The organism is Corynebacterium liangguodongii, from assembly GCF_003070865.1.
GTDB lineage: Bacteria > Actinomycetota > Actinomycetes > Mycobacteriales > Mycobacteriaceae > Corynebacterium > Corynebacterium liangguodongii.
Genome location: NZ_CP026948.1, coordinates 212,351 through 232,239, shown reverse-complemented (window position 1 = coordinate 232,239; position 19,889 = coordinate 212,351). Strand labels below are relative to the sequence as shown.

The window sequence follows — 19,889 nt, the reverse complement described above, 5'->3', positions numbered from 1 at the left end:
CGATCGTCTTGCTCACTAGCATCGCGCTCTCAGTCGGCACCGTGTGAAGGCCGTGGCAACAGCTCGACGTGTTTCGCAGTGCCCGCCGAAGTGGCGGCTCGGATCGCGGGCGACGTTATTGCGCTAGCGGGTATCGCAATCGTCCTGGCGGGGTGCGCGCCACGGCACGTTCCCGGCACGTCCGGACCGCCGCCACTGTGATTGCGGTTTCTTTGCTTTGGTAACGCTGCTCATGATCGTCGGCAGTGCCATCGCACGTGCCCACAGACCGACCCGGGAAATTGGGGCCTCGACCGCCTCGATGCAGCCGCGCAGTGGTCCTACACTTGACTCCCATGACCCCCACCCCCATCGACGGACTGGAAATCCACCCACTCGACGTCCACGCGGACAACCGCGGCTGGTTCAAGGAAAACTGGTCCGGCCAGCGGCTGCGCCCGGTGCAAAACAACATCTCTTTCAACGCCCGGCGCGGCGCTACCCGCGGCATGCACGCCGAGCCCTGGGACAAGTGGGTCTCGGTAGCCACCGGGCGCATCTTTGCCGCCTGGGTGGACCTGCGCGAGGGCTCTGCGACTTTCGGGGAGAAGTTCGGAATCGAGATTGGCCCCGACACCGCGGTGTTCGTCCCGCGCGGGGTGGCCAACGGCTTCCAGGCGCTTGAGGACGCCACAACCTACACCTATCTGGTCAACGCCCGCTACAACCCGAACGGTACGTACGCCTACTGCTCCTACCGTGAAATCGACTGGCCGCTCGAGCCCACTGAGTTGTCTGAGGCGGACCAAAAGCACCCACCGCTTGCCGACGCCCGCACCGTGCCGCCGCGCAAAATCCTCGTCACCGGCGCGAACGGGCAGTTGGGGCGCGCGCTGCGCAAGGTCTACTCCGAGCGCGAGGCGGAATTCTGCACCCGGGCCGAGTTCGACATCACCGCCCCTCCTGCGCGGGATTGGAACGAGTACCACGCCATCATCAACTGCGCCGCCTACAACGACGTCAACGGGGCGGAAACAGAAAGGGGCACAGCGTGGGCGGTCAACGCGGATGCGGTCGCAAACCTCGCGCGCATCGCCAACGAGCACGACCTGGCCCTGGTGCACGTCTCCAGCGACTACGTCTTCGATGGGTTGAATACAGAGCACACCGAGGACGAGCTGCCATCGCCGCTCAGCGCCTATGGGGCGTCGAAAAGCGCGGGCGAAACCGCCGCCCGGGCCACGCCGCGCCACTACGTGATCCGCACCTCCTGGGTATTCGGCGAGGGCGCGAACTTCATGGACACCATGGCCCGGCTCGCGGACAAGGGCGTGAGCCCCAGCGTGGTCTGCGACCAGCGAGGCCGCCCCACGCACGCCGAGGACCTGGCGCGCGGCATCGCGCACCTTGTGGCCACGGGGGCAGAGTACGGCGTGTACAACATCACCTCCGACGGAGACGCGGTGGGCCGCGACGAGATCGCGATGAGCGTGTTCATCGGAGTGGGCGCGGACCCCTCTGACATCACCCCCGTGACTACTGCCCAGTACGCGCAGCTGGTCGGCCCGGAGGCACCGCGCCCGAAGGAGTCCACCTTGAGCCTGGACAAGATCAAGGCAGCCGGGTTCGCCCCGCGCAACTGGCGGGCGGCGCTGGCGATCTACCTGGCGGGGCGTCGCTAAGCTGGGCGTATGAAAGGCATCATCCTCGCGGGCGGCTCGGGCACGCGCCTCTACCCCATCACCAAGGGCATCTCGAAGCAGCTCATGCCGATCTACGACAAGCCGATGATCTACTACCCGCTGAGCACGCTGATCAGCGCCGGCATACGCGAAATCCTCGTCATCACCACGCCGGAGGATGCGCCCGCGTTCCAGCGCCTGCTTGGCGACGGCTCCCACCTCGGTGTCATCCTCGACTACGCCGTCCAGCCCTCCCCCGACGGGCTGGCCCAAGCCTTCCTCATCGGGGAGGAGTTCATCGGGAGCGACTCCGTGGCCCTCGTGCTTGGCGACAACATCTTCGAAGGCGCCGGCCTCGCCCAAATCCTCGGAGACATCCGCGACGTCGACGGCGGCGCGATTTTCGCCTACGAGGTCTCCGACCCGCAGCGCTACGGCGTAGTCGCCTTCGACGAGAACGGCACCGCGACCTCGATCGAGGAGAAGCCGGCCTCCCCGAAGTCGCCGTTTGCCGTCGTGGGGCTGTACTTCTACGACAACGACGTCGTCTCCATTGCGAAGACCATCGCACCGAGCGATCGCGGGGAGCTCGAAATCACCTCCGTCAACGAGGCCTATCTACGCCAGGGGCGGCTCCAGGTCCACCGGCTGCACCGTGGCGACGTCTGGCTCGACACCGGAACAATCGATTCTATGAGCGAGGCAAGCGCGTACGTCGAGGCGATCCAAAAACGCACCGGCACGGTGATCGGCTCGCCCGAGGTCGCCGCCTATCGCGAGGGGCTTATCTCCCGGGATCAGCTAGTCTTCCTGGGAGAATCCATGCTCAAATCCGGCTACGGGCGCTACCTTCTCGACGCCGCACGCGACTAGCGAAAATTTTCGCACAAATTTTCCATAGGGCCTTGCATGATCGAATACACGTGCTATAGAATGGCGGGTGACATCAAGGGGGGGGACTTATGACACGCGATCAACGCCTCGAGGGGGCACGGCTCATGACCGAAGGGGAGTATTTGCTCTTCGGCTCGTATGCACGCGGCCGTGATGAAGACAACGGCGACTACGACACCGAGGTCGCCGAGCTCATGGCGCTATCACACCGCAGCAAGCGCTTCGTCGAGTCCGGCATCTTCGGCTACATGCGGCTGGGCGATCTCCCCCAGCTGCGCGCGCTGCAGGACGAGCACAGGATCATCGACGTCACCCGGCTTTCCGCCATCGACTCCGCCATGAGCGTGCTGCCCCCGGGGACCACAACCGAGACCTTCACGCTTTGTGACGACCTCCTCGTCTCCATGTTCACCCCCGCTCACCTCGGCCACCCGCTGCCCACCTTGTGGAGCATCACCCGCAGGCTGCGGCGCCTCATCGCCACCATTGACCCCTCGGTCGACTTCGACCCGAAAAAGCGCCGCGCCCGCGAGCGCTCTCGCGATCCCCGCGTCTCCTTCTACCCCTGCGGAAACGGCCAGGCGGGGCTGAACCTTCACGCCGATGCCACGACTATCGCCGCCTGCGGCGCATTCATCCGCTCCACCGCCCGCGCCCACAAGCTCGGCGCGGCGGAGACGATGGTCAAGCTGCTCACCGGTGCTCTCACGCCGGAGCCCAAGGCGATGCTCCACGTCTACAGCCCCGGTATCGACGGGGAGCGCCAACCCGGAACCTCCGCCTTTCTCCCCGGGCTCGGGTGGACGGACGCCGAATCCACCGCAGCCCTAGACGAGCTCCTCGCCGCCAGCCCGGTTACGGTCATCGACCTCGACGCCGTCCGCTCACAGCGCGTCGGAGGCTACACCCCGACGGCGAAGATGGCTTCCTACGTCCGCGCCCGCGACGGCGCATGCGTCTTCCCCGGCTGCCACGTACCCGCTGAGCGCTGCCAGCTCGACCACCGCATCCCCTACGGACAGGGAGGCGAAACCACCCCAGACAATCTCCACTGCTTGTGCCAGCGGCATCATAATTTCAAGACCGATAAGCGGGGGTTTTACATCCCAGACCCCGCCACGGGCGAAACAATCTGGCTTTTCGCAGACGGCACCTGGATTACCAGCGAGGCCAAGGGAATCCTGCGGGACAACCTCACCCCGACCAACCCCAGGTGGGCAACAACCCGCGAACGCGTGCGCGCCCGTCGCGCCCACATCGCCCGGTTCAACGCGGCGTGCCACGCCGCCTGCGACGAATACGACTCCGGGGCCGACTATGGCGCAACGGTGGCGAAAATCAAGCACCTTGAGGAGGAATTTGACCTCACCTTCGACTACCCACCGCAACCAGAAGACCTCTCGTGGATCCCGCCCGAACCGGACGACACTGAACCTCCCTATCCCGACCCGCTCGCGTAGGATACGGCCACGTGGCCACGATTTCTGCGCTTTTGTCCGCCTACAGAAACACCCCCGCCGGGGAACTCCGCCAGGCCTTGGACTCCCTCGCCCGGCAGACCCGCCCCGCCGATGAGGTTGTCGTCGTCTTTGACGGGCCAGTCTCCGACGATGTGGAGCGCTTGGCAGAGGGGACTGAGAATGTGCGCGTCGTTACGCTTGCTCACAACGTGGGCCTGGGCCCCGCGCTGCAGGCGGGCCTGGAGACAATCACCTCCGACTACGTCGCGCGGCTCGACACCGACGACATCGCGCACCCGGAGCGGATAGAAAAACAAGTGGCATTTATGGAGGCCCACCCAGATATCGCGGCGCTCGGCACTGCGGTACGCGAGTTTTCAGGCGCGACCGATCTCGATGCCGGCCCGGTGCGCGCGCTGCCGGAAACCCACGAAAAAATCGCGAAATACGCCCTGATCAACTCGCCGCTCAATCACCCCTCGGTGATGCTGCGCACCGCCGCGATCAAGGAGGTCGGCGGTTACCAGGGCGTCCACTTCATGGAGGACTACGACCTCTGGGCCAGGCTCATCGCCGCCGGCAAGAAACTCCACAACATGCCCGAGCCGCTGACGTACTTCCGGGTGAGCCCGGAGCAGTTCGCGCGGCGCACGGGCCGCGAGATGTTCGCCGCCGAGCGCGAGATGCAGGTCCGGTTAGTTTCTTACGGGCTCGTCGGCCCGTGGCGCGCTAGGTTCAACCTCGCTGCCCGAACGACCTACCGGTTGCTCCCGATGACGCTGTTGACACGCGTATATACCCGCCTTTTTCACCGCGGCTAGTAACGTATAGGCCACCATGAGCGAAATCCAGGACTACTCCGACACCTGGCTGGTGATCCCCTGCTACAACGAGGGCCCAGTCATCCAGGAGGTCATCGAGCATGCCCGCGAGACTTTTCCTCACATCGTCGCGGTGAACGACGGCTCCAAGGACAACTCGGCCGCCGCGATCCACGCCGCGGGCGCGCACCTGGTGAACCACCCCGTCAACCTCGGCCAGGGCGCTGCGATCCAGACCGGTATCGAATACGCCCGGGCGCAGCCCGGCGCGAAGTACTTCGTCACCTTCGATGCGGACGGCCAGCACCAGGTCAAGGACGTGGTGAAGATGGTCGCGCGGCTGCGCACCGAGCCGATCGACATCGTGGTGGGCACCCGCTTCGCCGGCCAGGAAACCACCCAGGTGCCGCTGATCAAGCGCGTGGTACTCAAGACCGTTGTCTTGCTCTCTCCCCGCACGCGACGCCTCGGGCTCTCGGACGCCCACAACGGGCTCCGCGCCTTCAATAAGAAGGTCGCAGACGAGATAAACATTCGGATGAACGGCATGTCGCACGCCTCCGAGATCGTCGCGCTTATCGACGCCAACGGCTGGCGCGTCACCGAGGAACCCGTAGACATCCTCTACACGGAATACTCGATGAGCAAGGGGCAATCTCTCATCAACGGCGTGAATATTCTCGCCGACGGCATCGTGGCAAGGAGGCTCCCGTGATCCAGGTCCTGCTGCTCGCGGCCGCGCTCGCGGTCGCGTTCTACTTCTTTACCAACCGCAAGAAGGCCAACGCCAAGGCATGGGTGAAAATCGGCTTCGCCGCGCTCATGGTAGCCGCCATCCGGGCGATCCTGCGACCCGATGACGTCACCGTGCTGGCTAACTGGCTCGGCGTGGACCGGGGCACCGACCTCATGCTCTACGTGCTCATCATGGCGTTTTTCTTCACCACGATCTCGGCCTGGACGCGATTCCGCGAACAGGAGCTGCGGTATGCGCGACTCGCCCGCGCCGTCGCTCTGCAGAACCCTGTGGTTCCTAGCGACGACGCGGGCGAGGGAGAACTCACGCGGCCCTAGTAGCCGCGCTTAATCCATTCTTCGAGGTGGGGAGCTTCCTCACCGATCGTGGTGTGATCACCGTGGCCGGTGCGCACGATCGTCTCGGGAGGAAGATCCAGCACTCGCTTCTGTAGCGAGTCGATGATGGTGTCGAAGGAGGAGTAGGAACGACCCGTCGCTCCCGGGCCACCCTGGAACAGGGTGTCCCCGGAGAACAGGACGCCGGCTTCCTCCGCGTAGAGCACCATCGACCCCGGCGAGTGACCGGGGGTGAGCAGCGCCTTGAGCTCGGTGCCCGCGATCTTGAATACCTCTCCGTCCTCCATGTCCACGAACTTCTCGTTCGGGTTCTCGTCGTACCAAAGCATGTCGTCGCCGGGGTGCAGGTGCACCGGGGCGTCGACAAGCTTGCTCAAAAGCGGCGCGGCGTCGACGTGGTCGTTGTGGCCGTGCGTGGCAATGATGCCCTTGACCTTGCGGTCGCCGACAGCCTTGGCAATCGCCTCGGCGTCGTGCGCGGCGTCGATGATGTAGACCTCCCGGTCGTCGCCGACGATCCAGACGTTGTTGTCAACGTCCCACTCACCGCCGTCGAGCGAGAAGGTTCCTGACGTCAGGACGTGTTCGATGCGGAGATCCACTTAGAACTCCACCACGCTTCGCAGCACATCGCCGCGCTTCATCTTGGCGAAGGCTTCCTCGATGTCTTCGATGCCGATGCGCTCGGAGACGAACTCGCCGAGCGGGAAGCGGCCCTGCATGTGCAGGTCCACGTACGTCGGGAAGTCACGCTCCGGCAGGCAGTCGCCGTACCACGCCGGCTTGATGGAGCCGCCGTGGCCGTAGAGGTCAATCGCGGGGATGTCGACGTGGTCCTTCAGGTTCGGCACGCCCACCATGACCATACGGCCGGCGAGGTCGCGCGAGTAGAAGGCCTGGCGCCACGTGGGCTGGATGCCGACGGCATCGATGGTGACATCGGGGCCGAAGCCGCTGGTGAGGTTGCGAATCTCCTCGATAACCTCTTCCTCGCCCTTGTCCTTGGAGCAGACGTAGTCGGTCGCGCCGAAGCGCTCGACCGCGGCCTTGCACTTGCGCTCGTCGAGGTCGACGGCGATCACCTTCGACGCGCCCGCGAGGTGGGCGCCGGCGATCGCAGCCAGGCCCACACCGCCGAGGCCGAAGACGGCAACGGACTCGCCGCGCTGGATATCGCCGGTGTTCACCGCGGCGCCGAGACCAGCCATGATGCCGCAGCCGAGCAGAGCCGCAGCGGCCGGATCTTCCTCGCGGTCAACCTTCGTGCATTGCTTCTCGTGGATGAGGGTCTTCTCGGCGAAGGAGCCGATGCCGATGGCGGCGGTAAGCTCGGTGCCGTCCTCAAGAGTCATCTTCTTGGAGGCGTTGTGCGTGTTAAAGCAGTTCTTCACGTCGCCCTTGCGGCAGGCGCGGCACTCGCCGCAGACCGCACGCCAGTTCAGGACCACGAAGTCGCCGACCTCGACGTGGGTGACGGCCTCACCGACGGTCTCGACGATGGCGGTGGACTCGTGGCCAAGCAGGAACGGGAAATCGTCGGCGATGTCGCCGTCGCGGTAGCCCAGATCGGTGTGGCACACGCCAGTTGCCAGAACCTTGACCACAACGTCGTTGGGGCCCGGGTCCGGGATCACGATGTCTACTAGTTCAACTTCACTGCCCTTTTCGCGGGCGATTACTCCCTTGACTTTTTCACTCATAGCCCCATGCTAACACACTTCTTAAGAAGCCGCTATCACATCAGCTACGTGACGGTGCCCACGCTCGTTGACGTGAGCGGGGAGCATCCTGGTGTCCCCGGTGAAGTCGATCAGCCCTGCCCACATCCTCTGATCATCCGGTGCACACATGCTGTTGTTCCAGGTCGAAGGCTTAAGGTCGAGGAACTCGGTGCCCGTCGCGCGCGCGGCATCTATAGACATCCACTGCGCTAGGTCTTCCCAGCGGGCTGCGTCTGGAGCAGGAGTCCAATCGGACGCATGAGGTAGGACGTGCACGAGGCAGAGCTTTCCGTCCTTGGTGATCTTCGGGTAGCCCACGAACTGGATGCGCGCATTCGGAGCCGCCGCCCTGATCCGCTCAACCTGCGGGGCCATATAGCCAACGAATCTGCGGCGCACGTCCCCCTCGGCGCCTGCCGGATATTTGTACGTGTCGTTAAAACCGACGGTAATGATCACGCGCGCGGTTTCGGGCGTGAGTGCCCCCTCACGGAGGGCTCGGTCGATCTGCCCCTGGAAGGGCTTGGGGCTGGGTGAAATCGTCGTCGTTCCCGTGCATGAGTAATCGTAGGGAATGAGTGCGAGCTGGGCCGCCGCGAGACGCCCCCAGTTCGTGCGACTTTGGGGGCACCAGGTGTTTAGACCCGAGCTGCCGCGAGGGTCGAGTCCAAGCTTGGCGTTGACAGCCTCGCCTGCCGTCGGGTTCGCGACTACTGAGTCTCCGAAGATGACTAGGTTTCGATCCGCGGCGTGAGCCTGGGGAACGCAAGTAAGGGCAAGAGCCGAAAGCGCTGCGACACCAACTGTCGCAATACGGCGACGGAAGCGGAGAGCGTCCGATAGTTTGTGTGCGGGGGGTGGTTTACAGGTAGTCCGCGAATCGGTCTGGGTATGCCACAGCTAGTTGGTTGATGGCTTGTTTCCAGCCATTGGCCTTCGCTCCTTCAACATACCCGTTGCACTCAACGGCGCGCTTGGCTTGCTTCGCGCGTTTGGCAGCGCGTTTGTCTTCGATGTTGCAAATCATCAGCCAAAGCGTCTTCAGTGCTGCTGTATCGTTCGGGAACTGGCCCCGGTTTCGGGTAGCTTTGCGCAGCTCAGCATTGAGTGACTCGATCGAATTCGTGGTGTAGAACACCTTGCGCGCCGCTGGCGGGAACTGCAGAAACGGCACGAACCGTTCCCACGCATCACGCCAGACCTTCACCGACTGCGGGTACTTCTGGCCAAGCTCAGAGGTTTCGAACGCATCTAAGCTGGCACGGGCGGTATCTTCGTTTGCGGCCGTGTAGATCGCACGTAGCGCGCTGGAGACGGGTTTTCGGTCCTGATAGGACACCCACCGGTTCGCCGCCCGGATCAGGTGCACGATGCAGGTCTGCACCATCGAATGTGGCCAGGTTGCCTCCACGGCTTCCGGTAGGCCTTGAAGACCATCACAGCAGACGATGAAGACATCCTGGACGCCACGGTTGGCCAGATCTGCGCACACAGATGCCCAAAAGGCGGCACCTTCATTATCAGCAATCCACAAGCCCAGGATGTGCTTGATACCGTCCACGTCGATGCCCACCGCCATGTAGCACGCCTTGTTGACTACACGGTGGCCATCGCGGATCTTCACGCGTAGCGCATCAAGGAAGATTACTGGGTAGAACTCGTCGAGCTGACGGTTCTGCCAGATCATGACCTCGTCTAAGACTGCATCGGTAATCGTGCTGATCGTATCCGGGCTCATATCCACCCCCAGGGTGGTGGCGAGATGGTGCTGAATATCGCGCACGGTCATCCCACCGGCGTACAGCGAGATAATCATGTCATCAAGCTCTGTCAGCCGGCGTGAGCCCTTGGGCACCATCTTTGGAGCAAACGTGCCGGCACGATCCCTGGGCATGGTCACTTCCAACGCGCCGTACCCAGAATTGACGGTCTTGGTGTACGACCCGTTGCGGTGGTTACTACCCTGTGTTGGTTCAACCTGGGCCTTCATCTTCCGGTCGGAATGACCATAACCCAAATGGGCATCCATTTCCGCCTGCAGACCAGCGTTAATCGATGCCTGCAACAGGCCTTTGACCAGGTCGCTGGCGTCATCGGTGGACGTCGACAACTCGCCAATCAGCGTGGCGAGCTCAGGATTTTCCATCAGCTTCTCGCTGATCTCGTTGACCTTGTCCTGGTCATGGTTTTTCTTCGTTGTCACCGTTGTCATTATCGGTGAAACTCCTTCTGGATCAGAGCCTCACACACAAATTTCCTGACACCCTCCGGAAGCGCCTGGTAACCATAATGATATCTCCTCGTTGCTTGGACCCCGCCTGCGGGGCACTTTAGCGGTGGCTTACTATTGCCTTATCATACCGACAGCTGTAATTGTTACTCGCATGTAAAGCATCCTCCAGCCGGGGGGGAGGGAAAGGCTGCCAATAAGTAGGAACCCATTGCACCGGAGAAGCCTTGAGCACCCAGGAGAAAGCATCATGCCGACAATGAAATTGCTCGAGCGCGTAAGGTTTACTAGCCACGCGTTCGTTTCGCTCTACAGCGCCGCCTATAAGGCCGGAATACTCGATACAAAGCAATCCCTCAGGACTGCGGTGTTAACTTACGCTGCCCTGGCGCGCTACCGCTTCACCACCGCCCGCGAGGTCGAACTCGGCGCCGCTGTCTGCCCAGCACGCAATGCACTGATCGACGACGAGGGAGTGCTTTCCTACAAGCAGCTGCGCGACCAGTCCCGCACCGTGGCTAAGTGGTTGCTCAAGCTCAAGCACGACCAAGCGATTCCCACCTTGCGCATCGCCATCATGGCCCGCAACGGGCGCGGCATCATCATCCCGATGGCCGCTAAAGGCTACTCCGGCGGGGAGCTCTTTCTCATCAACGTCGGATCCTCTCCCGAGCAGCTCGCGGGAATCATTTCGGAAAACGACATCAATGTACTCTTCCTTGACGACGAGTTCGCCGACCGGCTCCCTGGCTCCCGCGACAACCTCACCGTCGTCTGGGCGCACACCGCCTCGCCCCACGGCGACGAGCTGACAACCGAACGCATCATCCTCAACGGCGACGCGGGCATGCCGGAGCTACCTATCTTTCCCAAGCACGGAGACATCGTCATCATGTCGTCCGGAACCACAGGAATACCCAAAGGCGTCCGGCGCGCCGAACCTATCCTTCCCTTCGTCATCGCCGGCTATTTGCGCGCGGTGCCCTGGACAGCGGGGCTCACCGTACAGGCGACTGCTTCAATGTTCCACATTTGGGCTGGTCTGCGGCCAACCTAGCGTTCGCCGCGCGAAACACACTCGTGACTACGCGCGTGTTCGATCCCGAAAAGGTTTATGCACAAGTACAGGACTACCGCTGTGACGGGCTGTTGACCTCTCCCATCTTCCTCAAGAAAATGATGGAGGTAGAGGATAACGAAAACTGGAACACTAGCTCCCTAAAATTCATCGCCTCAGCCGGAAACGCCTTAACACCCCACCTCGTCGAACGCGTAATTGACCGCTTCGGGCCCATCCTCGCCAACTACTACGGCTCCACCGAACTCGCCCTCGCCGCGAGCGCCTCCCCGGAGATGGTTGCAGGAGACCCCACCATCGCCGGGCGCATACCCCCGGGGACAATCCTGCGTATCTACGACGATGCCGGCCGCGAACTTCCCCAAGGCGAGGTCGGGCGCATCTTCCTCACCAACGAGACCGCGCTGAAGGGTTACACCAACCCAGAGACCCCCATCGTCACGATCGACGGCCTCGTCGAAATGGGAGACCTCGGATACATCGACGCAAACCAGATGCTCCACGTCCTCAGCCGTAACGACGACATGATCATCGTCGGCGGGGAAAACGTCCACCCCCAATCCGTCGCTCAAACCCTTGAGAGGATGCCCGGCATCGCCGACGTCTACGCCGGCGGGGTCGACGACGACGAGACCTTCCAACGCATCGCCGTGTGGGTCGTACGCACCAACGACACGGCAGGGCAGGCGCTCACGCCGGAGCACATCCGCGACTGGGTTCGCGACAACCTCGCCGACCACTCCATCCCCCGCGACGTGAATTTCGTCGACGAACTGCCCCGCAATGCAGTCGGCAAGGTCGTCCCCCGTCTCCTGCCCGGCACCGGAAGCCAGGGGTAACGCTACAATCTTGTGGCGCGCGTTCGTGCGCCTACACAAGGAGTTCTCATGCACTTTTCCGCCAAGACACTGCGCCGCTTCATGGGCTTTTGGCCCCCGTACCTCGGCGCCGGGGTCCGAGTCGTGGAGTTCGCCGATGACGGCAGCAGGGTCGTCGTCAAGCACAAGCTCACGAAGCTGAACCAGAACGCCGTGGGCACGGTCTTCGGCGGCACCATCATGTCGATGACCGACCCGTTCTACATGCTCGCCTCCATGGCGAGGTTGGGTAAGGACTACCGCGTGTGGGACGTCGCGGGCGAGGTGCAGTTTCTTAAGCCCGGAACGGGTACGGTCACGGCGGTCATGGAAATCCCTGACGAGACCTACGAGCTGATCAAGGAAAAAACTGCCGACGGGCAGAAGTACCTGCACTGGTTCGCCACCGACGTGACCAACGAAAACGGGGAGATCGTGGCGAAGGTGCGCCGGCAGGTCTACTACCGGCGACGCCAGGAGGCCTAGGCAAAAGCCCAGATCACGGCGGTGCCGATAGCGGCCGCGGCACAGGTGGTCAGCGAGATCCACGGCAGCCGCCCTCCCTCGCGACAGGGAGACCTGACAGGCGTAGTCGGCGAGGGCGTCGCCAATGTCCTTGCCGGGGACCTCGTTGAGCCGGCAGGCGAGGACGAATTCTTCCGCCCATTGGGGATCGATGTTCGGCGCGAGACTATTCGTTGCCATGGGTGATCATCCTTTCGGTGCAGTGAGGAAAGCCGCTGTCAAGGCGGTAAAGTGCTCCCAGTCGTGGATTTGGGTCGCGAGGTGGTCGCGGCCGGCGTTGCTAAGCCGGTAGAACTTGCGCTGCGGCCCGTTGTCCCCGGCGCGCCACTCGACGGTGACGAGGCCATCCGCCTCCAGCCTCCCCAGCAGCGGGTAGAGGGTTCCGCCCTTGATGGTGCCGAATCCGGCCTCTTTCAACGCGGTGGAAATGGCATACCCGTAGTTCGGCCCGTCGCGCAGGGCGCGAAGCACCACGGTGGGCAGGATCGCCTTGAGCCAGTGCGTTGCAACCTATATTGGGATAGCACTTAGCGGCGGGACGAGAAAACCCCAGCTAGAACCGCTGTCTAGCTGGGGTTTTGGTGGAGCCACCTGCGAGAATCGAACTCGCGACCTTCTCATTACGAGTGAGATGCTCTACCGACTGAGCTAAGGTGGCCGGCCGCGTCACGCGTACCGCCAAGAAAGCTTAGCCCACGCCGATAAAACTAAGAAACCAGCAGGTCACTTGACGTTGCAGGCCTGCCTGATCCGCCCGAGCATGCCGAAGAAAGCCACGGCGGGGGTGACGTTGAAATCCAAGGACTGCCTGCACGCGGCGATGGCGTCGAGGCACGCCACGATGCCCTCGGCCGGTACCCTCTGCGCGATCTCGCGCGCGAGCCCCTCGAAATCCGGGTGGGTGAGCCCCACCGCGGCCCCGCTGCCGATCACCAGTGCGTCGCGGTAGACCCCGGCGAGATCGACAAGCACCAAATCGAGCACGTCGCGGGTGCGACGAGTTCCGCGCGCCTTCTGCTTCGTCTCCAACGCCTTAACAGTCGAGGCCGCCCCACGCAGCGCCCGCGCCGCGCCCTTCCCCTTCGCCCCCACGCCGAGCGCCTGTTCGAGCTTCTCGCGCTCGAGGGTATCCGCCTCCTCGTGGGAAGCCACCGCTTCCTTCTCCGCCGCCTTAATGAGCGAACCCACGGCCTTGAACGCCTCGTCCCCATGAAAGATGAGCTCGGCGAGGTTGATCACCTGGGCGCGGCGCTGTTGCATCTCCTCCGAGCGAATCAGGCGGCGGGCCCGCCCAATGTGGTGCAAGGATGTGGCCGCAGCCAAGCGCGCAGTGGCTTCGTCCGCGCCTTCCTCGGCGGTGAGCAGGCGAACAATCTCAGCCTCGGACGGCGCCGGGATGTAGAGGTGCCGGCAGCGCGAGCGCAGAGTCGGCGAGAAGTCCTCCGGATCGGTCGACGGCGCGCACAGGATAATCACCGTCGACGCCGGTGGCTCCTCGACGGTTTTGAGGAATGCGTCCGCCGCGGCCGTCGAAAAGCGGTCCGCCTCGTCGACGATGATGACGCGCCACCTGCCCACCGTGGGCAACCGCGAGGCCTGCTGAATGATGCCGCGCACCGTCTCTACCGAGATAGACAGCTCCTGCGGGCGGATGTGAACGACATCGGTGTGAGCGTCGGCGAAGACCTTCCGGCAGCTCTCGCAGCGCCCGCACCCGACCTCGGTGGCGTCGGTGCACTCGAGGGCGGCAGCGAACGCGACGGCGGCGTGCGAGCGCCCGGCCCCCGGGGGGCCGGTGAAGAGCCAGGCGTGGGCCATCGCGTAGGAGCCCTCCCCGGCGGCCGCGCGCATGATGGTCTCGCGGACCCGGGGGGCGTCGACAAGCCGCTGCCTCACACTCGCTATAGTCACACCCGCAACAGTACTACCCCGGGCACACTAGAGTAGGTCACCGTGGACGGAATTTGGCGCAGCTTCAAGTGGCTGTGGGGCACCTCGTGGCCCCTCTACGCCGCGACCGTGCTCGGCACCAACGTCTTCGGCGCGATCGCGATCATGACCTACGTGCGCTACTTCATCCCCATGGCAGAGGTCAAGCAGCTCTCCGTCACCGGCGGCGGGCTCGGCGTGCTGGGGATAAGCTACTTCGCCTTCGCCATCGTCGTCGGCATCATCGTGACGTTTTTCCTCTTCCGCCCCGTGCTCGACTGGCAGCGCCAGCCCGACCGCCACGACCCCAACATGATGCGCAACCTGGTCATGCGCATCCCGGCGCTACAGACGTTCATCGTGGTGGCGGTCTGGCTCATCGGTATCGCCATCGCCACAGTGGCGTCGCTGCGTGTCGACGCCCGATTGGCCCTCGTCGTCGCCGTCTCCACCTCCATGGCGTGCTTGGTCGTCGCGCTTCTCACCTACGTGCAGGCCGCGCGACTCGTGCGCCCGATCGCCGCGGCGGTGCTCGCCCGCCGCTTCGAGGACTCCACCCTGGAGCCGCCCATCAAGGCCCGGCTCTACATGACGTGGTTCACCACCACCGCAATCCCGCTCCTCGGCATCCTGCTGCTCGTCTGGGCACAACACAGCGGTTTTTTCACCAACACCCCCGGCGAGCTCATCCCAGCGATCTCGGCGCTCTCGCTCACGGCCCTGCTCACCGGCAGCCTGGGCACCATGTTCGCGATCATGAGCGTCGTCGACCCGATCAAGGAGCTCCAGGCGGCGATCAACCGGGTGCGTCGCGGGGAATCCGGCATCCAGGTAGACATCTACGACGGCTCCGAGATCGGGGTGCTCCAAGCCGGGTTCAACGAGATGATGCGGGGGCTGCGGGAGCGCCAGCGGGTGCGCGATATTTTCGGCCGCTACGTGGGCACGGAGGTCGCGCAGCGCGCGCTGGAGGAAAAGCCGGAGCTCGGCGGCGAGGACCGCAAGGTCGCCGTCGTCTTCGTCGACGTCATCGGCTCCACGACGTTCGCCGTCAACCACTCGCCGGAGGAGGTCGTCGCCGCGCTCAACGAGTTCTTCGCCATCGTGGTCGAAGTCGTCCACCGCAACAAGGGCGTGATCAACAAGTTCGAGGGAGACGCCGCGTTGGCGGTGTTCGGGGCGCCCGCCGCGCTTCACGACGCCACCTCCCACGCCCTCCAGACGGCCCGCGAGCTACGCCAAGAACTGCGCGGACAAAAGCTCCAAGCTGGGGTCGGCGTAGCCGCGGGCCACGTCGTCGCCGGGCACATCGGCGGCTCCGACCGCTTCGAGTACACCGTCATTGGCGACGCCGTCAACGCCGCCTCGCGCCTGACAGACCTCGCAAAAGACACGCCGGGGCGAGTGCTCACCAACGCCGCGACACTACGCTCCGCCAACGAGGTTGAACAGCAGCGCTGGACGCTCATGAAGTCGATCGAGCTGCGCGGGCGCAACACCATGACGCAGCTGGCGCGCCCGGTGCGCTCGACGCTGGCGGACCGGTACTAGCTCTTCCGCTTGGCCTTGACCACCCGCTTCGTGGTCTTTTTGACCGCCTTCTTCTTTACCGGTGCCGAACCCTCGTCCGCCTCCCGAGCCCGGCGCGCGGAGAGCAGCTCGTTGGCGCGCTCGTCGGTGAGCGTCTCCGGGGTATCGCCCCGCTGCAGCGAGGCGTTGGTCACCCCATCGGTGACGTACGGGCCGAAGCGGCCGTCCTTCACGCTCATGGGCTTGCCGGAGACGTCGTTGTCGCCGAGCACCTTCAGCGGGGGCTTGGCGGCGGCGCGCCCGCGGCGCTTCGGCTCCGCGTAGATCCGCCGCGCCTCGTCAAGGGTGACGGTGAAGATCTGTTCCTCGCTGGCCAGCGAGCGCGAGTCTTTGCCCTTCTTCAGATACGGGCCGTAGCGGCCGTTCTGCGCGGTGATGACCTCTCCGTCCGAGGGGTCAACGCCCACCTCGCGCGGCAGGCTGAGCAGCTTGAGGGCCTCCTCGAGGGTGACCTCAGAGGGATCCATACCGGAAAACAGGGAGGCCGTGGCGGGCTTGAGCTGGTCGTCGATGAGCTCCGCGATGCGCTTGTCCTTCTGCGCCGCGGCGGTCTTCGTCTCCCAGTTCTTCGCGCGCTTGCCCTCGGCGGCGCGCTGGGCGTCTTCCTCGGCGCGCTCGGCGGCAACGACCTGCTCGGCTTTCGCCTCGGCGCTGGCACGTTCGTCGTCACGCACGAGCTCCGTGACGTACGGCCCGAAGCGCCCCTCCTTGGCCACCACAGTGCGCCCGTTGTCCGGATTGGCGCCCAGCTCGCGGCCGGACTGCGGGATGGCGAAGAGCTTCTCCGCCATCTCCAGGGTGATCTCGTCCGGCGTGGCGGACTCGGGCAGGTTCGCGCGCTGGAACTCCCCGTCCGCGATCTCGCGCTCGATGTAGGGCCCGTAGCGGCCGACTCGGACGTTAATCGGGTGGCCGTCGGCGTCGTCGAAAAGCTTGAGCGAATTGACCGCGCGGGCATCGATGGACTCCAAGTTGGCCTCGATGATGTGCTTGAGCCCGCCGCGGCGCGCGATCGCGTCCGCCATGTTGTCGTCGGCCTCCGCGTCGCCAAAGTAGAACGCCGTGAGCCACCTCGTGCGGTCCTCGCTGCCATGCGCGATCTCGTCGAGCTCGTCTTCCATCGACGAGGTGAAGTCGTAGTCCACCAACGCGTCGAAGTTGTTCTCCATCAGCCCGATGACGGAAAACGCCACCCAGGTGGGAACGAGCGCGTTACCCCGGGTGACCACGTATCCGCGGTCCTGGATTGTCTTAATGATGGAGGCATAGGTCGACGGGCGCCCAATGCCTAAGTCCTCCATCTTCTTGACCAAGCTCGCCTCCGTGTAGCGCGCCGGCGGGTTCGTCGAGTGCCCGTCCGCGCTGACCTTGATGGCGGTGAGCCGATCGCCCTCGGCCAGACGCGGCAGGCGCGCCTCCTTATCCTGGGCGTCCGAATACGCGCGCAGCCAGCCGGGGAAGGTGATCGTGCGGCCGGTCGCGGCGAACTCGACGTCTTCTCCCGAAGCGGCCTGACCCGCAACCGTGACCTTCATCGAGGTCCCGCGCGCATCCTCCATCTGGGAGGCGACGGTGCGCTGCCAGATCAGCTCGTAGAGCTTGAACTCCTCGGCATCGAGCGAGGACGCAAGCTGGCCGGGCGTGGCAAACCTCTCCCCCGCGGGGCGGATCGCCTCGTGGGCCTCCTGCGAATTCTTCACCTTGCGGGAATAGACACGCGGGCTGGCTGTGACGTAGTCGGAGCCATAGAGTTCGGTCGCGGCGCTGCGCGCGGCATCCAGGCCCTGCGCTGAGAGCGCCGTGGAGTCCGTTCGCATGTAGGTGATGTGGCCGTTTTCGTAGAGGCGCTGGGCGATGCGCATCGTGCGCGCCGAGGTAAAGTGCAGCTTCCGACCGGCCTCCTGCTGCAGCGTCGAGGTCATAAACGGCGGGTAGGGCCTGCGCGTATACGGCTTCTCCTCCACCTCCGCGACGGACATCTCGCGCCCCTTGAGCCCCTCGGCCAGGGCCTCGGCTGCGGCCTGGTCGACGACGTAGACCTCGCTGGACTTCACCCGGCCGCGGTCGTCGAAATCGCGGCCCTGCGCGACGCGGCGCTGATCGACGCCCACGAGACGCGCGTCGAACTCCTCCCCCGCCTGCAGCGTAGCGGTGATATCCCAGTACTCCGCAGAGACGAAGGCCATGCGCTCGCGCTCCCGCTCGACGATGACGCGGGTGGCCACCGACTGCACGCGCCCGGCGGACAAGCGCGGCATGACCTTCTTCCATAGCACGGGGGAGACCTCGTAGCCGTAGAGGCGATCGAGGATGCGGCGGGTCTCCTGGGCATCGACAAGGTTGTAGTCGAGCTCGCGGGTGTTCTCCGCCGCCTCGCGGATGGCGGACTCGGTGATCTCGTTGAACACCATCCGCTCCACCGGAACCTTCGGCTTGAGAGTCTCCAGCAGGTGCCAGGCGATCGCCTCCCCCTCGCGGTCCGGGTCTGTGGCCAGAAGGAGCCGGTCCGACTCCTTGAGCTTCGCCTTGAGGTCCGCGACCTTCTTCTTCTTATCGGGGCTGACCACGTAAATCGTCTCGAACCCGCCCTCCGGGTTGACCCCCAGCTTCGCCCACGGCTCCTTCTTGTACTTCGCGGGGACGTCCGCGGCGCGGCCGGGAAGATCTCGGATGTGCCCCACGGAGGCCTCGACGATGTAGTCGGACCCGAGGTACTTCTGGATCTTCTTCGCCTTCGTCGCAGACTCGACGATGACGAGGGTCTTGCCATTTTCCGCCACGCTGGGGGACACCTCTCTTACGATTTTCGGATTCGCACCTTACCCCTGGGTGCAGGAGTAAAACTCCCTTAGTTGTATCAGAGAAACCCAACCTTCGGTGCAACCTCCCAGGCACCGGCCCGCGGGCGGCACTAGAATCTTGACAAGCGCTATCGCTCCGCCACGCGGAGAAAGTCTAGAGAGAGGAGGTGCGCGGTGATCGACTCGCTGATCGGCTTTTTCGAACAGCTCATGCAGATGCCCATCTTCTACCCGCTGGTCACCCTCATCATCATCGGCGACGCCCTCGCTCCCATCATCCCCTCGGAGACCGTGCTCAACCTCGCCGGCGCGTTCTCCGCCTCGGTCGGGGTGCCCAACGTGTGGGGCGTGATCATCGCCGCGATCATCGGCGCGATCATCGGCGACAACATCTGCTTCCTCCTCGGCAGCCGGCTAATCAAGGTGGTCAACCGCCTCGATCCGGATTCCAAGGCCGGCGGGGCGATCACCTGGGTCAGGCGCAACATGAAGCGGCGCGCCGGGGTCACCATCATCGTCGCGCGCTTCATCCCCTGGGCCCGCTGGGTGGCCACGATCGTGTTGGGCTCGGTGAAATACCCGTGGCTGTCGTTCTTCCTGTGGGACACCGCCGGCGTCATCATCTGGGCCTGCCTCGGCGTCGGGGTGGGATACCTCGGCGGGTCGCTCTTTGCGGACTGGCCAATCCTCGCCCTCATCGTCGGCGTGACCCTCGGCTTCCTCGTCGGCATCGCGCTGCAGCGCGCCCAGGCGAGGCTCTTCGAGTGGCTCGACGTGCGCCGCGGCGTATCGAAGCTCTAGGGAAGAACTCTAAGGAACAACGACAAAAGCCCCCGCGCGCGGCTGCGTGGGGGCTAGAAGGCCGAGGGGATTAGATGGGGCGAACCGCCTGGGCCTGCGGGCCCTTGGCGCCATCGCCGATCTCGAACTCAACCTGCTGGTTCTCTTCCAAGGTGCGGAAGCCGTTGCCCTGGATCTCGGAGTAGTGGACGAAGACGTCGGCGGAGCCGTCCTCGGGAGCGATGAAGCCGAAGCCCTTCTCAGCGTTGAACCATTTGACAGTGCCAGTAGCCATTGATGTGCCTTTCAAAGAATTGTGGTTGAAACTCGGTCGAGGAACCACCAGGCCAACAATGGACCTGGTGCCCGCGTACAAAAACTCTCGCGAGCACCTAGCTAGGCGCGCACAGAATCTGCGACCGACCCCAATTGTGCCACGAAAGACGG

General features: G+C 64.2%; 19 protein-coding genes and 1 tRNA gene. 11 read left to right on the top strand and 9 right to left on the bottom strand.

From position 1 onward, the window contains the following. Positions 1 to 335 precede the first annotated feature (335 nt). From C3E79_RS01095 to C3E79_RS01070, 6 genes are all read left to right on the top strand, one after another. Positions 336 to 1,661: a sugar nucleotide-binding protein gene (locus C3E79_RS01095; RefSeq protein WP_108403246.1), complete on the top strand. Its 1,326-nt coding sequence runs from the start codon at positions 336 to 338 to the stop codon at positions 1,659 to 1,661. A 9-nt stretch (positions 1,662 to 1,670) separates the two neighbouring features. Continuing rightward, positions 1,671 to 2,534: a glucose-1-phosphate thymidylyltransferase RfbA gene (gene rfbA, locus C3E79_RS01090; RefSeq protein WP_108403245.1), complete on the top strand. Its 864-nt coding sequence runs from the start codon at positions 1,671 to 1,673 to the stop codon at positions 2,532 to 2,534. Positions 2,535 to 2,623: 89 nt separating this feature from the next. After that, positions 2,624 to 4,015, top strand: coding sequence for an HNH endonuclease signature motif containing protein (locus tag C3E79_RS01085; protein WP_108403244.1), 1,392 nt, complete (start codon positions 2,624 to 2,626; stop codon positions 4,013 to 4,015). 11 nt (positions 4,016 to 4,026) lie between these two features. Then, the gene (locus C3E79_RS01080) at positions 4,027 to 4,836 is read left to right on the top strand and encodes a glycosyltransferase (protein WP_108403243.1); all 810 of its coding nucleotides are present in this window, start codon (positions 4,027 to 4,029) and stop codon (positions 4,834 to 4,836) included. 16 nt (positions 4,837 to 4,852) lie between these two features. Continuing rightward, entirely contained in the window at positions 4,853 to 5,551 is a 699-nt protein-coding gene (locus C3E79_RS01075; protein WP_108403242.1) for a glycosyltransferase family 2 protein, read from the top strand. Continuing rightward, positions 5,548 to 5,910, top strand: a complete 363-nt coding sequence (locus tag C3E79_RS01070; RefSeq protein WP_108403241.1) for a DUF2304 domain-containing protein — start codon at positions 5,548 to 5,550, stop codon at positions 5,908 to 5,910. Before C3E79_RS01075 ends, C3E79_RS01070 begins: the two co-directional genes overlap by 4 nt. On the opposite strand, the gene C3E79_RS01065 is transcribed toward C3E79_RS01070, so the two are convergent. From C3E79_RS01065 to C3E79_RS01050, 4 genes are all read right to left on the bottom strand, one after another. Then, positions 5,907 to 6,533: an MBL fold metallo-hydrolase gene (locus C3E79_RS01065; RefSeq protein WP_108403240.1), complete on the bottom strand. Its 627-nt coding sequence runs from the start codon at positions 6,531 to 6,533 to the stop codon at positions 5,907 to 5,909. The two genes, C3E79_RS01070 and C3E79_RS01065, sit on opposite strands and share 4 nt — an antisense overlap. Next, positions 6,534 to 7,631 carry an S-(hydroxymethyl)mycothiol dehydrogenase gene (locus C3E79_RS01060; protein ID WP_108403239.1) on the bottom strand — a complete coding sequence of 366 codons (1,098 nt, stop codon included), beginning with the start codon at positions 7,629 to 7,631 and terminating at the stop codon, positions 6,534 to 6,536. Positions 7,632 to 7,652: 21 nt separating this feature from the next. Next, on the bottom strand, positions 7,653 to 8,381 hold the full coding sequence (locus C3E79_RS01055) for a GDSL-type esterase/lipase family protein (RefSeq protein ID WP_235840559.1): 729 nt from the start codon (positions 8,379 to 8,381) through the stop codon (positions 7,653 to 7,655). A 133-nt stretch (positions 8,382 to 8,514) separates the two neighbouring features. Next, entirely contained in the window at positions 8,515 to 9,864 is a 1,350-nt protein-coding gene (locus C3E79_RS01050; RefSeq protein WP_108403237.1) for an IS256 family transposase, read from the bottom strand. 268 nt (positions 9,865 to 10,132) lie between these two features. Between C3E79_RS01050 and C3E79_RS11725 the strand changes: the two genes are divergently transcribed. Genes C3E79_RS11725 through C3E79_RS01040 form a run of 3 tightly spaced genes read left to right on the top strand, consistent with a single transcriptional unit; the run spans position 10,133 to position 12,303 of the window. Continuing rightward, positions 10,133 to 10,939, top strand: a complete 807-nt coding sequence (locus C3E79_RS11725; RefSeq protein ID WP_328587446.1) for an AMP-binding protein — start codon at positions 10,133 to 10,135, stop codon at positions 10,937 to 10,939. A 23-nt stretch (positions 10,940 to 10,962) separates the two neighbouring features. Further along, entirely contained in the window at positions 10,963 to 11,799 is an 837-nt protein-coding gene (locus C3E79_RS11720; protein ID WP_341866410.1) for an AMP-binding protein, read from the top strand. Between the two features lie 48 nt (positions 11,800 to 11,847). Beyond that, positions 11,848 to 12,303, top strand: a complete 456-nt coding sequence (locus C3E79_RS01040; RefSeq protein ID WP_108403236.1) for a DUF4442 domain-containing protein — start codon at positions 11,848 to 11,850, stop codon at positions 12,301 to 12,303. 225 nt (positions 12,304 to 12,528) lie between these two features. Here the strand turns inward: C3E79_RS01040 and C3E79_RS01030 are convergent, their stop codons facing one another. From C3E79_RS01030 to C3E79_RS01020, 3 genes are all read right to left on the bottom strand, one after another. After that, entirely contained in the window at positions 12,529 to 12,816 is a 288-nt protein-coding gene (locus C3E79_RS01030) for a PadR family transcriptional regulator (protein WP_199219515.1), read from the bottom strand. 108 nt (positions 12,817 to 12,924) lie between these two features. After that, positions 12,925 to 13,000 (bottom strand) — tRNA-Thr (locus C3E79_RS01025). Positions 13,001 to 13,065: 65 nt separating this feature from the next. Then, positions 13,066 to 14,253, bottom strand: coding sequence for a DNA polymerase III subunit delta' (locus C3E79_RS01020; protein ID WP_108403233.1), 1,188 nt, complete (start codon positions 14,251 to 14,253; stop codon positions 13,066 to 13,068). A 42-nt stretch (positions 14,254 to 14,295) separates the two neighbouring features. Here C3E79_RS01020 and C3E79_RS01015 point away from each other — a divergent pair, with 42 nt between their 5' ends. Then, positions 14,296 to 15,822 (top strand): adenylate/guanylate cyclase domain-containing protein, encoded by a 1,527-nt coding sequence (locus tag C3E79_RS01015; protein ID WP_108403232.1) that lies wholly within the window; start codon positions 14,296 to 14,298, stop codon positions 15,820 to 15,822. Here the strand turns inward: C3E79_RS01015 and topA are convergent. Then, complete coding sequence (gene topA / locus C3E79_RS01010; protein ID WP_108404990.1) at positions 15,819 to 18,641, bottom strand: type I DNA topoisomerase; 2,823 nt, start codon at positions 18,639 to 18,641, stop codon at positions 15,819 to 15,821. The two genes, C3E79_RS01015 and topA, sit on opposite strands and share 4 nt — an antisense overlap. A 195-nt stretch (positions 18,642 to 18,836) precedes the next feature. Between topA and C3E79_RS01005 the strand changes: the two genes are divergently transcribed. Beyond that, positions 18,837 to 19,463: a DedA family protein gene (locus tag C3E79_RS01005; protein WP_108403231.1), complete on the top strand. Its 627-nt coding sequence runs from the start codon at positions 18,837 to 18,839 to the stop codon at positions 19,461 to 19,463. 70 nt (positions 19,464 to 19,533) lie between these two features. Here the strand turns inward: C3E79_RS01005 and C3E79_RS01000 are convergent, their stop codons facing one another. After that, a complete protein-coding gene (locus C3E79_RS01000) occupies positions 19,534 to 19,737 on the bottom strand; it encodes a cold-shock protein (protein ID WP_108403230.1) in 204 nt (67 codons plus the stop codon). Positions 19,738 to 19,889: the final 152 nt, after the last annotated feature.